At 68.9% G+C, this 15051-nt stretch carries 12 protein-coding genes; 4 read left to right on the plus strand and 8 right to left on the minus strand.

All coding sequences use genetic code 11. The annotated features are described in order from the left end of the window. Positions 1 to 26: 26 nt before the first annotated feature. Positions 27 to 1322 carry a DUF445 domain-containing protein gene (locus tag D9R12_RS08825; protein ID WP_122229818.1) on the minus strand — a complete coding sequence of 432 codons (1296 nt, stop codon included), beginning with the start codon at positions 1320 to 1322 and terminating at the stop codon, positions 27 to 29. 131 nt (positions 1323 to 1453) lie between these two features. On the opposite strand from D9R12_RS08825, the gene creD reads away from it, so the two are divergent. Beyond that, entirely contained in the window at positions 1454 to 2776 is a 1323-nt protein-coding gene (gene creD, locus D9R12_RS08830; protein WP_122229820.1) for a cell envelope integrity protein CreD, read from the plus strand. Between the two features lie 249 nt (positions 2777 to 3025). Beyond that, positions 3026 to 4609: a M20/M25/M40 family metallo-hydrolase gene (locus tag D9R12_RS08835; protein ID WP_122229822.1), complete on the plus strand. Its 1584-nt coding sequence runs from the start codon at positions 3026 to 3028 to the stop codon at positions 4607 to 4609. 28 nt (positions 4610 to 4637) lie between these two features. On the opposite strand, the gene D9R12_RS08840 is transcribed toward D9R12_RS08835, so the two are convergent. The 7 genes from D9R12_RS08840 to D9R12_RS08870 all read right to left on the minus strand — a co-directional run bounded on the left by D9R12_RS08840 (position 4638) and on the right by D9R12_RS08870 (position 14043). Next, entirely contained in the window at positions 4638 to 5183 is a 546-nt protein-coding gene (locus D9R12_RS08840) for a phosphatase PAP2 family protein (RefSeq protein WP_014161249.1), read from the minus strand. Continuing rightward, complete coding sequence (locus D9R12_RS08845) at positions 5167 to 6315, minus strand: glycosyltransferase family 4 protein (protein WP_043291273.1); 1149 nt, start codon at positions 6313 to 6315, stop codon at positions 5167 to 5169. Before D9R12_RS08845 ends, D9R12_RS08840 begins: the two co-directional genes overlap by 17 nt. Before the next feature lie 163 nt (positions 6316 to 6478). Then, positions 6479 to 7999: an exopolyphosphatase gene (ppx, locus tag D9R12_RS08850; RefSeq protein ID WP_122229824.1), complete on the minus strand. Its 1521-nt coding sequence runs from the start codon at positions 7997 to 7999 to the stop codon at positions 6479 to 6481. Positions 8000 to 8061: 62 nt separating this feature from the next. After that, positions 8062 to 10143 carry a polyphosphate kinase 1 gene (gene ppk1 / locus D9R12_RS08855; protein ID WP_122229826.1) on the minus strand — a complete coding sequence of 694 codons (2082 nt, stop codon included), beginning with the start codon at positions 10141 to 10143 and terminating at the stop codon, positions 8062 to 8064. Continuing rightward, complete coding sequence (gene phoR / locus D9R12_RS08860; protein ID WP_122229828.1) at positions 10140 to 11474, minus strand: phosphate regulon sensor histidine kinase PhoR; 1335 nt, start codon at positions 11472 to 11474, stop codon at positions 10140 to 10142. The genes ppk1 and phoR overlap by 4 nt, the downstream gene beginning before the upstream one ends. 149 nt (positions 11475 to 11623) lie before the next feature. Continuing rightward, positions 11624 to 12313: a phosphate regulon transcriptional regulator PhoB gene (gene phoB / locus D9R12_RS08865; protein WP_014161244.1), complete on the minus strand. Its 690-nt coding sequence runs from the start codon at positions 12311 to 12313 to the stop codon at positions 11624 to 11626. An 86-nt stretch (positions 12314 to 12399) separates the two neighbouring features. Further along, positions 12400 to 14043, minus strand: coding sequence for a M48 family metalloprotease (locus D9R12_RS08870; RefSeq protein ID WP_170159203.1), 1644 nt, complete (start codon positions 14041 to 14043; stop codon positions 12400 to 12402). Positions 14044 to 14210: 167 nt separating this feature from the next. Here D9R12_RS08870 and grxC point away from each other — a divergent pair, with 167 nt between their 5' ends. Both grxC and D9R12_RS08880 read left to right on the plus strand, forming a co-directional pair. Continuing rightward, the gene (gene grxC, locus D9R12_RS08875) at positions 14211 to 14480 is read left to right on the plus strand and encodes a glutaredoxin 3 (protein ID WP_014161242.1); all 270 of its coding nucleotides are present in this window, start codon (positions 14211 to 14213) and stop codon (positions 14478 to 14480) included. Beyond that, positions 14477 to 14875 (plus strand): carboxymuconolactone decarboxylase family protein, encoded by a 399-nt coding sequence (locus D9R12_RS08880; protein ID WP_122229832.1) that lies wholly within the window; start codon positions 14477 to 14479, stop codon positions 14873 to 14875. The genes grxC and D9R12_RS08880 overlap by 4 nt, the downstream gene beginning before the upstream one ends. The last annotated feature ends 176 nt before the right edge of the window (positions 14876 to 15051 follow it).

The following is a 15051-nucleotide window of genomic DNA, read 5'->3' on the forward strand; positions in this document are numbered from 1 at the left end:
GCTCGACCCGACCCCCGTCGGCTGCTCTACAGCGGGGTCAGCACCACCAGCGCATGCAGCACCAGCCCGATCAACCCGCCGACCAGGGTGCCGTTGAAGCGGATGTACTGCAGGTCGCGGCCGACGGCCAGTTCGACGATCTCGGTGAGTTGGCGCTCGTCCCAGTTCTTCATGGTCTGGGCGATGTGGTCGGTGACCCCGCTGCGCAGGCGGGTGGTGAGGCTTTCGGCGGCGCTGGTCAGGTGGGTGTTGAGGGCCTCGCGCAGGGATGGATCACGGCCGAGCGCTTCGCCCAGTGCCTGCAGCGAGCGCTCCAGGTGCCGGGCCAGGGTGGAATCGGGCGTCTCCAGGTTGGTGCGCAGCGTGGCATGGACCTGGTCCCACAGCCCGCGCACGTAGTCCTGCACGGCGGGGTGGTCGATCAGGTTCTGCTTGATCTCCTCCACGCGCGCGGCCAGGTCCGGATCGCTGCGCAGGCGCACCACATAGCCGGATAACCACTCTTCGTAATCCTTGCGCAGCGGATGGCCGGGCGTGGACAGCACCAGCTGCAGTTCTTCCAGCGCCGCGGCGGCGATGCGCTGGGCCAGCGAATCGCCGATCTCCTCCACCGGCTTGATCAGGTCCACCGTGCCCATCAGCTTGGGCCACTCGCGCCGCGCGTAGCGCACGATCAGCGCCGAGGCGCGGGCCTTGACCGCGGGGTTGTCCAGCCAGCGGCCGATGCGCTTGAGCGCTTCATCCAGCAGTTCCTGGTGGCGGCCGTCGGCGGTGAGGATGCCGAGCACTTCGCCGGCGGTGCCGGCCGCGTTCCAGCTGCGCAGGCGCCCCACCACGAACTGCTGGATTGCCACCCGCACGGCCGATTCATCCAGCAGGTCCAGCGCCTGCAGCGCCCAGCCGCGGGCCATGCCGGCCAGCCTACGGGCCTGTTCGGGCTCGGCCAGCCATTGGCCCAGGCGCGCGGCGGGGTCGAACACGCGCAGCTTTTCCAGCAGCGACTCGGGGGCCAGGAAATGGTCGCGCACGAACACCGCCAGGCTGTTGGCCAGGCGGTCCTTGCTGCGCGGCACGATCGCCGTGTGCGGGATCGGTAGGCCCAGCGGCCGGCGGAACAGCGCCACCACCGCGAACCAGTCGGCCAGGGCGCCGACCGCGGCGGCCTCGCAGAACGCGGCCAGCCAGGCCCAGCCGCCGCGCAGGCCCATCGCATGGCTCAGCGCGAAGCCGGCCAGCATCAGCACCAGCAGGCCGGAGGCGGCCAGTTTCATGCGGCGCAGGCGCAGGCGGCGGGGGTCGATGGGCTGGGGCGAGGTCTGCATGGCCTGCAAGTCTACCCAGCCCAGGTGAGGCAGCCGCATCGGCGCGCACTTCACCTTGGCTTCAAACAGGGCGCAAACTCCGCCCACGCAGGCCGCGCAGGCTGGATGCCATCACTGCGATGGAGCGGTCCATGAAATCCCTGAAACTGGCGTTGCGTTTTGCCATCGTCGGCGCGTTGGTGCTGGCGCTGCTGATTCCCTTGAGCATGATCGGCGGCAAGATCGCCGAGCGCGCGGCTTTTCGCGAGCAGGCCGTGCAGCGCATCGCGCGCAGCACCGCCGGGGCGCAGCGGCTGGTCGGTCCGCTGCGCGCGGTGCCTTATCTCGATCTGCGCCAGGAGGCGTGGGTCGACGACACCGGCGTGTCCCGCACCCGCGAGGTGCGCGAGGAAGGCGTGCTGCTGCAGACCCCGCTGGCGCTGGAAGTGCATGGCCGGCTCACGCCGGAGCTGCGCAAGGTCGGCCTGTTCGAAGTGCCCACCTACAAGTGGGATGCCAGGCTGGCCGCGCGCTTCGGCACGGCGCTGCCCGCGGTGCCGGCCGGCAACACGCGCCGCTACGGCGTGCCGTACCTGGTGCTGGGCCTGAGCGACGTGCGTGGCCTGCTGGGCGTGCCGCAGCTGCAGGTCGATGGGCAGCCGTTGCGCTTCCAGCCGGGCACACGCGCCTTCAACGGACGCCTGGCCGGGGTCAGCGCGTCGCTGCCGGCAATCGCAGGTGAGGTCATCCCGGGACGCAGGGTGCAGCTGTCCTTCACCCTGGCCGGCACGCAGGGACTGGAGGTGGTGCCGGTGGCCGACGACACACGGGTGCAGATCGCCTCGGCCTGGCCGCATCCAAGCTTCACCGGCGATTTCCTGCCGGTGCAGCGCAGCGTGCGCGCGGACGGGTTCGATGCGCAGTGGGCGGTGTCCTCGCTGGCCAGCCAGGCGCAGACCCAGCTGCAGCAGCTCAAGGCCGCCGACACGCGGCTGGATGCGCTGCGGGTGGAGCTGATCGATCCGGTCGATGTCTACACGCTGGCCGACCGCGCCAGCAAGTACGGGATCCTGTTCGTGGTGCTGACCTTCGTCGGCTTTGGCCTGTTCGAGCTGATCAGGCGCCTGCCGATCCATCCGCTGCAGTACCTGCTGGTCGGGCTGGCGCTGGCGATGTTCTTCCTGTTGCTGCTCAGCCTGAGTGAGCACGTGGCGTTCTGGATCGCGTACGTGGTGTCGGCGCTGGCGTGCATCGGCGTGCAGTTGGTGTACCTGTCCGGCGTGCTGCGCAGCTGGGCACGTGCGGCGGGTTTCGCGGCCGGCCTGAGCGCACTCTATGGCGCGCTGTACGGCCTGCTGGTTTCCGAAGACAACGCGCTGCTGATGGGCGCGCTGCTGCTGTTCGGCGTCCTGGCGCTGATCATGTGGGTGACCCGGCGCGTGGACTGGTACGCGTTGTCGGCGGAGCTGCGCTGATGCAGCAGCAGGGTGGGGCGGGGCGCGAGCGCCATGCCGCACGCCGGCTGCCGTACGCGCCGGCGCGTACGGCGTGGATGAAGTGGCCCCCCGTCGCCGCTGCTGCGGCGACCGCGCGCGCGGCTGGTGCCGCTCAAAAATGACGATTCTGTCATCTCAAGCCATGACCGATGGCCTGCTGCAGCCGCACATTGCACTGGCAGACTCGATACCTCGATCCATCACGATGGGGAAGCACGCATGAGGCGGATGAAGTGGGCTGCGCTGGTCGCAGGCCTGGGCCTGGCCTTGTCGGCACAGGCCGAGGAAGCGGTCGATCTGGTGATGGTCGGCAAGATCCGGCAGGAAGCGTTCCATCGCTCGCAGGTGGCCGACACCTTGCAGCACCTGACCGAGCAGATCGGTCCGCGCCTGACCAACTCGCCCAACATGGCCAAGGCCAACGCCTGGACCAAGGCCAGGTTCACCGAATGGGGCCTGGCCAACGTGCATGACGAGGCGTTCGCCGACTTCGGCCGCGGCTGGGAATTCAACAGTGCCAGCCTGGAGCTGCTGACCCCGCGCACCGCGCCGTTGCATGCGGTGCCCAAGGCCTGGACGCCGGGCACCGGCGGCCCGGTCGAGGGCGAAGCCATCGCGCTCACCCTCAAGACCAAGGCCGACCTGGACAAGTACAAGGGCAAGCTGCGCGGCAAGATCGTGCTGCTGAGCGAGGCGCGCGAATACAAGCCGGGCACCGAGCCGTCCTCCAGGCGCTATGACCAGGCCGGCCTGGGCGAGCTGCTCAATTTCCCCATGCCCGCAGGGGGCGCCGAGGCAAAGGCCAAGCGGGTCAAGGAATACCGCGAGCGCACCGAGCTGGCCAAGGCCACCAACCAGTTCCTCATCGACGAAGGTGCGGTGGCCGCGCTGAGCATCAGCGGCTGGGATGACGGCATCCTGCGGGTCGGGGGTGGCGGCTCGCGCAAGGTCGGTGAAGCGGTCGGCGTGCCCGAGCTGGTGGTCGCGGCCGAGCACTACAACCCGCTGCTGCGCGCGCTGGACCGCAAGCAGATCGTGCGCCTGCGCGTCAATTCCGATGCGCGCTTCACCAGCCAGGCCAACGACCCGGGCTACAACACCATCGCCGAGCTCAAGGGCAGCGGCAAGGCCGACGAAGTGGTGATGCTGGGCGCGCACATGGACTCCTGGCACGCCGGCACCGGCGCCTCGGACAATGGCGCGGGCGTGGCGGTGATGATGGAAGCCATGCGCATCCTCAAGGCGGTCGGCGCCAAACCCAGGCGCACCATCCGCGTGGCGCTGTGGAGCGGCGAGGAGCAGGGCCTGGTCGGCTCGACCGATTACGTCTCGCGCCACTTCGCCACCTATCCCGAGCCGACCGACCCGGCGCAGAAGGCGTTGCCGCCCTACCTGCGTGATGCCACCGGCGCGCTGCAGAAAACCAGGGACTACGGCAGGTTCTCGGCGTACTTCAACCTGGACAACGGCTCGGGCAGGATCCGCGGCATCTATGCGCAGGAAAACCAGGCGGTGATGCCGATCTTCAAGGCCTGGCTGGCGCCGTTCAACGATCTGGGTGCGAGCATCGTCACCAGCCGCAACACCGGCAGCACCGACCACATCCCGTTCGACCGGGTCGGGCTGCCGGGTTTCCAGTTTGTCCAGGATCGCCTGGACTATGGCACCCAGGTGCATCACAGCGACCTGGATACCTACGATCACGCATCACCGGATGACCTGAAGCAGGCGGCGGCGATCATCGCCGCATTCGCCTACCAGGCCGCGATGCGGGACCAGGCCCTGCCGAGGAAGGACGTGCTGCAGGATTGAGCCGCGGTCGTGCGAGTGCAACCGCCGCTCACCCCAGCAAGCTCACCCCCGGCACGCCCCACACCGCCATCCCCGCCAGTCCAGACCCGATCACCGTCGCCGCCAGCACGTCGCTGGGATAGTGCAGCCCCAGCACCACCCGCGAAGCTGCCACGCAGGCGGTGAAGGGCAGCAACAAGGGCGCCAGGGCCGGGTAGTGCGCCAGCGCCACCAGGGTGAAGGCCACCGCATGCAGGGTATGGCCGGAGGGGAAGGAGAACTCGTCCAGCGGCGCGATCCACGCCTGGATGCGCACATCCGAGGCGAATGGGCGCGGCCGCCGGGTCCAGCGCTTGAGGCCCTTGTAGAGCACCAGGGCCACTGCACCGGTGGCAGCCAGGTGCGCGGCGGCGGCCAGGCCCTGCCAGCCGTCGAACACGATCATCGCGGCCATCAGCACGTACCAGAACACCCCATCGCCCAGGCGGCTGACCAGCGCGAAGAACCGGCGCAGGTCATGGCGCCGGCCGAAGCGGTTGGCAAACAGGCAGACCCGGGATTCCCGGGGCAGCGGCATTTCACGCCGGGATGGCATGGGCAGGTTCCTTGCGTTGCTGGGCCAGTCGGGACAGCAGCACGTCGAAGTCGGCCGCGACCTGGGCCGGCTGCAGCGCCTGGACGGCAAGGTGCGCGCTGGCGCCCATGGCCCGGCGCCGCGGTCCATCGCCGCCAAGATCGACGACCGCCTCGATGAACCCGGCATCGTCTGCCACTGCGGCACCGTGCAGGCCGCTGCGCAGGTGCTCGCGCGCGGCGCCGGAATCGAACGCCACCGTGGCCAGGCCGCTGGCCATCGCTTCCAGGGTCACATTGCCGAAGGTCTCGCTGCGGCTGGGAAACACGAACAGGTCGGCGCTGGCGTAATGCCGGGCCAGGTCTTCGCCACGCTGCATGCCGCAGAAGATGAAGTCGGGATTGGCTGCCTGCAGCGCCGCGCGCTCGGGACCGTCGCCCACCCACACCATGCGCGCCTGCGGGCACTGCTGCTGCAGGCGGCGGAAGGATTGGACCGCCAGGCGCAGGTTCTTTTCGGCGGCGATGCGGCCCACCGACAGCAGCGCCGGCGCCTGCTCACCGGCCTGCCATTGCTGGCGCAGGGCCTGGTCGCGGAAGCGGGGATGGAACTGGCTGGTATCCACCGCGCGCGCCAGCCGCTGGACCTTTGCGAAGGCCGTCTGTCCCAGCCAGTCGGCCAGCTCGCGCGTGGGCACCAGCGTGGCATCGCCGCCGTTGTGGAAGCGCCGCATCCAGCGCAGCGCCACCGGGCGCAGCCACGGCATGCCGTAGTCGCCCATGTAGTGATCGAAACGGGTATGGAAGCCGGTTGCCACCGGGATGCCCAGGCGCCTGGCCGCGCGCAGCGCCGACCAGCCCAAGGGGCCTTCGGTGGCCACGTAGATCGCATCGGGCGCGAAATGGCGCAAGTGTTCGCGCAAGGCCAGGGGCGCCGGCAGGCCGAAGCGCAGGCCAGGATAGTGCGGCAGCCGTACGCCACGCACCAGCAGGGTGTCGTGACGGGCCGGGGCGTGCGTGTCGCTGGGCTGGTGCGGGCGTACCAGACTGATTTCATGGCCACGCTGGCGCAGGCCCTCTTCCAGCCCCTGGACCGTCAGGGCGACGCCGTTGATGTCCGGCGGGTAGGTCTCGGTGACGATCGCGTAGCGCATGTCGGACTCCCACGTTTGCGACAGCGTGGGCGCGCGCGATGCAGCGCGCATGTCAGTGCGATGGCAGTTTGATGAAGCCGATTGCCGCTCGAATCGCGATCAGAAACGTAGGGCGGGTCAAGACCCGCCCTACGTGCCTGGATCCCCGTTCCCGGCTTTCTGCTCAGGTCACGAATGGCTTGAACGCGATGCCCAGGCCTGGCATGTCATTGGCTTCGCCGATCAGGTCGGCGCGCAGCAGCGGGCGCGCGTCGATCCACTCCTTGTCCAGCAGGAGGTGCAGTTCTTCGTTCTGGGCCATCAGCTCCAGGGTCGGGATCGGTTCGGCGTCATGGGCGCGGTGCAGCAGCACGGCCAGGCGCAGCAGGGCGGCGATGTGCTTGGCGGCCGGGATGCGGCGGTCGGGCAGGGCGTCGAAGGCGGTCCTGGGGATCCCGCGGCGATGGGTGCGCACCAGCGCGGCCAGCATCAGCTGTTCCTGGCGCGAGAAGCCGGCGATGTCCGAATACTCAAGCAGGTAGGCGCCGTGCACGTGGTACTGGCTGTGCGCCACGGTCAGGCCGATCTCGTGCAGGCGCGCGGCCCAGGACAGCACGCGTGCGTCGTCGGCTTCCAGCTGCCAGGCATCGGCGACCTGGTCGAACAGGCGCTGCGCGGTCTGCTCCACGCGCTCGGCCTGGGCCGGGTCCACGCCGTAGCGCTGCATCATGATCGCCACCGACTGCTCGCGCGGGTCGTCGCCGCCGCGGCGGCCCAGCATGTCGTAGAGGATGCCCTCGCGCATGGCCGCCTTGCTCACCATCATCCGCTCGATGCCCAGCGCCTGGAACGCGGCCTCCATCACCAGCACCCCGCCGGCGATGATCGGCTGGCGGTCCTTGCTGAGGCCGGGCAGGCTGATGTCCTCGATCCTCTCTGCCTGCAGCAGCCGATCGCGCACCTGCGGCAGGGCTTCGGCGGTGATGGCGCCCTTGCTGAGCTTCATCGCCGCGCAGATCTCGCCGATGGCCTTGGCCGTGCCGGACGAGCCGATCGCCTCCTGCCAGCCCAGCGCGCGGTACGGCTTGGCGAACTGCTGCAGCTCGGCGGTGACCTCGGTCAGCGCCGAATTCCAGCGCTTCCTGGACAGCTTGCCGCCGGCGAAGAAGCGCCGGGTGCTGGCGATGCAGCCGACCTGGACGCTTTCGCGCTCCAGCGTCTGCAGGCCGCTGCCAATGATGAATTCGGTCGAGCCGCCGCCGATGTCGATCACCAGCCGGCGCGTGCCGGGCTTGGGCGGCTGCGCGTGGGCCACACCCAGGTAGATCAGGCGTGCCTCCTCGCGGCCGGCGACCACTTCGATGCCATGGCCGAGCGCGGCTTCGGCCGGGACCAGGAAGTTGCGCGGCAGTGCCAGCTGGCGCACGGTATTGGTGGCCAGCGCGCGCACGCGCGAGTCCGGAAGGTCGCGGATGCGCTGGCCAAAACGGGCCAGGCAGTCGATCGCGCGGGCGTGGGCTTCTGCGGACAGTCCGCCGCGCTCGTCCAGGCCATCGGCCATGCGCACGGTTTCGCGCAGGCGGTCGATCACGCGCAGCTGGCCCATGGTGTAGCGGGCCACGACCATGTGGAAGCTGTTGGATCCCAGGTCCACCGCTGCCAGCTGGTCGTTGTCCTGCAGCGGCAGGGAGAAGGTCTGGGGCATGGTGCGCGATGATATCCGAAGCCGCATTCAGCGCCCGTTGCGCCGGTGCCGACAGGCCCGCCTCACAGCCTGGCCAGCAGCGTCCCCTGCGCCGAGTGCGGCAGCTCTTCCGGGCCCGGCAGCAGCTTGTGGTAGCGCCCTTCGCTGTCCAGTTCCCAGGCGTTGCAGTTGTCGTCCAGGTAGTTCTGCAGGTGGTCGCGGAACACGCGCGCGGCCAGCTTATCGTCCAGGATCGGGAAGCAGGTTTCCACCCGGTGCAGCAGGTTGCGTTCGAGCCAGTCGGCGCTGGCGCAGTACAGCTCCGGGTCGCCGTCGTTGCCGAACCAGTACACGCGGCTGTGTTCCAGGAAGCGGCCGACGATCGAGCGCACCCGGATGTTCTCGGACACGCCCGGCACGCCGGGCCGCAGGGTGCAGGCGCCGCGCACGATCAGATCGATCTGCACGCCATCCCGAGAGGCCGCGTAGAGCGCCCGGATCACGCGCGGCTCGTTGATCGCGTTGACCTTGACGATGATCCGTGCCGGGCGGCCGGTACGGGCCAGGCGCGCCTCGCGTTCGATCTTCTTGATCAGGGCCGGATGCAGGGTGAAGGGCGCCTGCAGCAGGCACTTGAGCTTGGTCGTGGGCGCCAGCCCGGAGAGCTGCTGGAACAGCAGGTGCACGTCGTTGCCGATGTCCTGGTTGGCGGTGATCAGGCCCAGATCGGTGTACGCGCGCGCGGTGCCGGCGTGGTAGTTGCCGGTGCCCAGGTGCACGTAGCGGCGCAGCTTCTTGCCCTCGCGGCGCACGATCAGCAGCATCTTGGCGTGGGTCTTGAAGCCGACCACGCCGTACACCACCTGCACGCCGGCGGCCTGCAGGCGATCGGCCTGGCCAAGGTTGGCTTCCTCGTCGAAGCGCGCGCGCAACTCGACCACCACGGTGACGTCCTTGCCGTTGCGCGCGGCCAGCACCAGCGCGTCAACGATCGCCGAGTCCTTGCCGGTGCGGTACAGGGTCTGCTTGATCGCCAGCACATTGGGATCGGTGGCCGCCTGCCTGAGCAGCTCCAGCACCGGGGTGAACGCATCGAAGGGATGGCTCAGCAGCACGTCGCCGTCGGCGACGGTCTCGAACATCGCGTCGCCATCGCGCAGCAGACGCGGGGTGAACGGCGGGTACTTCAGTTCCGGGCGCTGGACCAGGTCGTAGATCTGGCTGACCCGGTTGAGATTGACCGCGCCTTCGATCCGATACACCGCATTCTCGGTCAGGTCGAAATTGTCCAGCAGCGTGCCGACGATGGCCTTGGGGCAGTCGTGGGCGATCTCCAGGCGCACCGCCGGACGATAGCCGCGACCGGCCAGCTCGTCGCGCAGGGCCAGGGCGAGATTTTCCACTTCCTCCTCGTCCAGCACCAGCTCGGAGTTGCGGGTCACCCGGAACTGGTAGGCGCCCTTGACCTCCATGCCCGGGAACAGGTCATCGACGAACGCGGTCAGCACACTGGACAACAGCACATAGTCGTCCTCGCCGCCGGATACGCGCTGGGGTATGTGGATGATGCGCGAGAGCGAACGCGGCGCGCGCACGATTGCCAGGTGCCCGGCCCGGCCGAAGGCGTCCTTGCCCTTCAGTACCACCACCACGTTGAGCGACTTGTTGAGGATCTGCGGGAACGGGTGCGACGGGTCCAGGCCCAGTGGCGAGAGCACCGGCACGATCTCGTTGCGGAAGTAGGCGCGCAGCCAGCGCCGCTGGCGCGCGTTCCACACCGACTGGCTCAATACGCGCACGCCGGCCGCGTCCATGGCCGGACGCAGGACCTGGTTCCAGCACCTGTACTGGGCCTCGACCAGTTCGGCGGCACGGTCGTGGATGCGCGTGAGCACCGTGGCCGGGGTCAATCCGTCCGGGCCGGGCGGCAGGCCGAAGTCCTGTGCGTGGCGCACGGTGGCCGCGCGGATCTCGAAGAACTCGTCCAGGTTGGTGCAGCTGATGCACAAGAAGCGCAGCCGTTCCAGCAACGGCACCGAGGCGTCCTGCGCCTGGGCCAGCACCCGGAAGTTGAAGTCCAGCTGGGACAGCTCGCGGTTGAAGTACAGCGCCGGCTCACGCAGCGGATCGACAGGATCGGAGGTGAGGTCGGCGGCGGCATTCATGCGGTCAGGCTCTGCGGAAGCGGAAGGGCGGATTCGCGCCGATGGACCCGCGCCGGGCCGAAGTGCACCGAGAACGTGCTGCCCTGGCCGACGGCGCTGTCGATCTCCAGGCGCGCCTGGTGCAGGTTCAGCACGTGCTTGACGATGGACAGCCCAAGCCCGGTGCCGCCGCTTTCGCGCGAGCGGCTGGTGGAGACCCGGTAGAAGCGCTCGGTGATGCGCGGCAGGTGCGAGGCGGGAATGCCATAGCCGGTGTCGCGCACACTGAGCACGGCGCCATCGCCTTCGCGGGCGAAGGCAATGGTGATGGTGCCACCAACCGGCGTGTAGCGCACCGCGTTGCTGACCAGGTTGGAAAACGCGCTGTGCAGTTCCTTGTTCGATCCCCACAGGTCGATGTCGCCGCAGTCCTCCACCAGGATGGTCTGGCGCTTGCGGCTCAGCGCCTCGGCCTCGCGCCGCAGGGTGGCCAGCATCGAGCCCATCGCGATGTGCTCGTCGGTCAGGCTGTCCTGCACCTCCAGGCGCGAGAGCGTGAGCAGGTCCTCGACCAGCTGGGTCATGCGGTTGGACTGCTTCTGCATCTCCTCCAGGATCGGCTTCCACTCCGGGAATTCGTCGGCATCGAGCATGTCCAGGTAGCCGTGGACCACGGTCAGTGGCGTGCGCAGTTCGTGCGAGACGTTGGCCACGAAGTCGCGGCGCATCTCTTCCAGGCGCAGCAGCTTGCTGACATCGCGCGCCACCAGCAGCCAGTACTGGTCCGAATACGGGATCAGGCGCAGGTTCAGGCGCAGGTCCGGGTTGGCGGGCGAGGTCGCATCGAGCATCGGCTCGGCGTTGCGTCCGGCACTGAGCCAGTGCGACATGGGCAGCGGCTGCAGGCACTGGTTCACCGGCGCATTGAGGTCGGTCGGGTGGCGCAGTCCCAGCAGCGTGGTGGCTGCCTTGTTGAACCATTGCACGCACTGGGTGCTGCGGTCGATCACCACCAACGCGTCGGGCAGGGCAGCGGTCGCGGCGCGATAGGCGCGCAGCATCGCCAGCAGCCTGCGCTTGCGGGTGCGCATGCCCAGCTGGCCGCGGTGCAGCAGACGGTCAAGCTCGTTCCACACGCCATCGCCCTGGGCCGGCTGCAGGCGCGCGCGTGCGGTCAGCCGGCGCAATACCGCGCGCAGGCGCCAGAACTGCCAGGCCACCACGCACAGCGCGCCGATCGCCAGCACCTGCCAGAACGCGCCCACTAGCCAGCCTCCGAGCGCGGCAATGACGAGCAGGGTGGCGAGGCGGAACAGGGTGCGGTTCCAGGCCGAGCGCAGGTGTTTGGGCATGAGGCGATTGTGTCAGAGCGGTTGCCGGCCAGGGTACGGAACGGCACGTGGCGGGCAGGCGTCGGGAAAACGACCATCCCACGACACCGGCATGACCGGTGTGTGGCGGGAAGCGATCCGCAGGATGTCGGGCCGGGCCGCGGCGCGGCTCAGGTGGACACCGAGAACCGGTAGCCGGAGCCGCGCACAGTCTGGACCATGTTGTCCACGTTGTGTGGCTCCAGGGTCTTGCGCAGGCGGCGGATGTGGACATCCACGGTGCGCTCCTCAACGTACACGCTGCCGCCCCACACGTGGTCCAGCAGCTGGGTGCGGCTGTAGACGCGTTCGGGGTGGGTCATGAAGAAATGCAGCAGGCGGTATTCGGTCGGGCCGATCGGCACCGGCTGGTCTTGGGCGAACACGCGGTGGGCGGCGCCGTCGATGCGCAGTGCGCCCACCGAGATGCTGCCGTCTTCCTCGTCCTCGCGGGTCCGGCGCATGACCGCGCGGATGCGCGCCAGCAGTTCGCGTGAGGAAAACGGCTTGACCACGTAGTCGTCGACGCCGGCCTCCAGGCCGCCGACCCGGTCGTTCTCCTCGCCGCGGGCGGTGAGCATGATGATCGGCACCTCGCGGGTCAGGGCGTCCCTGCGCCAGCGCCGGGCCAGGTCCAGGCCGCTGGTGCCCGGCAGCATCCAGTCCAGCAGGATCAGGTCAGGCACCTTGTCGGCGATGGCGCCCTGGGCTTCGCGTGCGTCACCGGCGTGGATCGGCTCGAACTCGCCCTTGCGCAGGGCAAAGGCGACCATGTCGCGGATGGCCGGCTCGTCGTCGACGATGAGGATGCGTTTTTGCACGGGTCTGGCCGGACGATGGAGACAGTGCCCAGTAGACGACAATTTTATGGCTAGATTGTGACACCCGCCGAGGGCGGGCGGCTGGCTCAGCGGTTGCTGTCCAGGTCCGGGTCGCGCACGCCGGCATCGCGCAGTTCCAGCACTTCCGGGGTGATGGCGGTGATCCTGGCCTCGACCCGGGCGCGGGCGTAGTAATCCAGGGCCTGGTCGCGCTTGAGGTTCTGCAGCTGGGTCAGGGCCTGTTCGGGCCGCCCATTCAGATAGGCTACCTGCGCGTAGGCCTCGCCGGCCTTGACGCTGTCGCCGGCCAGTTCGCAGGCGCGGGCGTAGGCCTGCTGGAACACGGGGTCATCGCCGCTGGCGCCCAGCAGCGGCTGCAGCACCTGGCGCGCCTGCTGGCCGGCGGCCTTGCTGCCCTGGTCGTTGAGCACCTGGGCGAAGCTCAGGACGACCGGGCGGCTGTTGGGGGTGCGCTTGAGCAGCGCCTGCAGCCGGGCCCTGGACTGGGCCACATCGCCGATGCGCGCCTGCGCCTGGGCCAGGGCCAGTTCCAGCCACAGGTTGCCGGGCAGTTCCTGCAGCAGCTGGGCGAAGGCGTTGGCGGCCACCGCCGGCTGGGTGCCGCGCATCTGGGCCAGGGCCAGGCCGTAGCGCTGGGGGGGCGTGAGCTCGCCGGTGCTGCGGCGGATGCTTTCATATTCGCGGACCGCTTCGTCGGCGGTGTTGGCGCTGAGCACGCGCAGGCGTTCGCGCGCCCACAGGAACAGGCCGGTGGCGCCATTGTCCAGGCTCGAGGCCGGCAGGTTCACCTGAAAGGGCAGCAGCGGGTTGTTGCTGCGCAGGCCGGCGGCGTAGTTGCCCTCGCGCGGGGTGCTTTCGGTCACCTTGCCGGTGGGGGTGGACACGGTGGTGACCACGTTGTTCTCGCGCTTGATGCGCTCGGCGCGCTCGTGCGCCTCACTGATGCGCGAGGTGGTGACCGGGTGGGTCTGCAGGTAATCGGGCGTGCGTTCGCGTTCGCCGCCGCGGTTGGCGCGCATCACCTGGTCCATGCGGTTGAAGAAGCCGGCCATGGCGTCGGGGTCGTAGCCGGCCCGCGCCAGGGTATGGATGCCGATGCGGTCGGCTTCGCTTTCGTTGGAGCGGGTGTAGTCGATCTGGCGCTGCTGCATCAAGCCCATGCCGCTGATCAGCGCTGCCTGCGAGGCGTCGCCACTGGAACTGCCGCCGGCCGCCTGCGCCGCCACGATCGCGCCCAGGATGCCCAGCAGGATCGGCATCTGGTCGCGCTGGGCGCGCTCCACCGCACGCAGCACGTGCTGCTGGGTGACGTGTGCGATTTCGTGGGACACCACCGCGGCCACTTCGTCCTCGCGCTCGGCGGTCAGCACCAGTCCGGAGTTGACCGCGATATAACCGCCCAGGGTGGCGAAGGCGTTGATCTGCCGGTCGCGCAGCATGAAGAAGGTGAACGGCTGGCTCGGCGTGTCGCTGTTGGCGGCCAGCCCCTGGCCGACCCGGTCGAGCCAGTCGTCGATCAGCGGATCGTCCAGCAGGTAGCCGTAGTTGCGCAGCTCGCGCTTGGTCATCGCCCCGTAGAGCTGCTGCTTGACCGGGTTGAGCAGCTCGCCGGCCGAGGAGCCGATGTCGGGCAGGCGATCGGCCTGCGCGCAGGCAGGCGGCGCGGCGACCAGCAGGGTCAGGGCAGTGGCAAGCAGGGTCAGGCGCACGCGCAGGATCGATCCGGGCCGAGGGGCAAACCGGCGCAGCATCGCCGGGCGCGCTGGCCAGCGGGTGAATCGGTGGTTAATCCGCAGCGTTGCATTACGACCTCTGGTTCCCCGCGACCATGCCACCATGATGCATCTCAGACCATCCAAGGTGCAGAGAATTCCCCATGAGCACAGCCCAGATCACCATTTATTCCACCGCCGTGTGCCCGTACTGCGTGGCCGCCAAGAATTTCCTCAAGTCCAGGGGCCAGACCTGGACCGAAGTGCGCATCGACACCGATCCGGCCGAGCGCGAGAAGATGATGGCCAGGACCCGCCGCACCAGCGTGCCGCAGATCTTCATCGGCGACACCCACGTCGGTGGCTATGACGACCTGATGGCCCTGCACCGCGCCGGCGGCCTGGAGCCGCTGTTGCAAGGTGGCGCCGCGTGAGCCAGCCCGGCGCCGAGACCGAACAGGACCGGGTCAAGGCCTTCACCGACTTCCGCCAGCGCATGAACCAACGGATCCTGGCCGAGCCCAACCAGGTCGTGCGCCGTTTCTTCGCCCTGGACACGCAGACCTACCAGGCCGGCGCGCTGGAGGTGAAGACCAAGGAACTGCTGGGCCTGGTGGCCTCACTGGTGCTGCGCTGCGATGACTGTGTCAGTTACCACGTGGCCCAGTGCAAGGAGGTCGGCGTGACCCGCGAGGAGTTGTTCGAGACCTTCTCGGTCGGGCTGGTGGTGGGTGGGTCGATCGTGATCCCCCACCTGCGCCGGGCGGTGGATTTCCTGGACCAGCTGGAAGCCGGTGCCGCGGCACCGGCGCAACACGCGCATGACTGATCCGCGCGCCGCGGGGGCCGCGGCCGGGTATGTCTTCTTCATGCATACCTGAATGTACGTACTGCCGTTTCATTGAAATTTAACTGCAAGATCGCAGATCTTGCATGGCTTTTTCCGCGGTTCATGCATCCTGGCCCGCAGGCCGCCTGGGAGTCCCTGGTCGGATCGGGCATACT

The sequence above is a fragment of the Pseudoxanthomonas spadix genome (assembly GCF_003703395.1).
In the GTDB taxonomy this organism is placed as follows: Bacteria; Pseudomonadota; Gammaproteobacteria; order Xanthomonadales; family Xanthomonadaceae; genus Pseudoxanthomonas_A; species Pseudoxanthomonas_A spadix.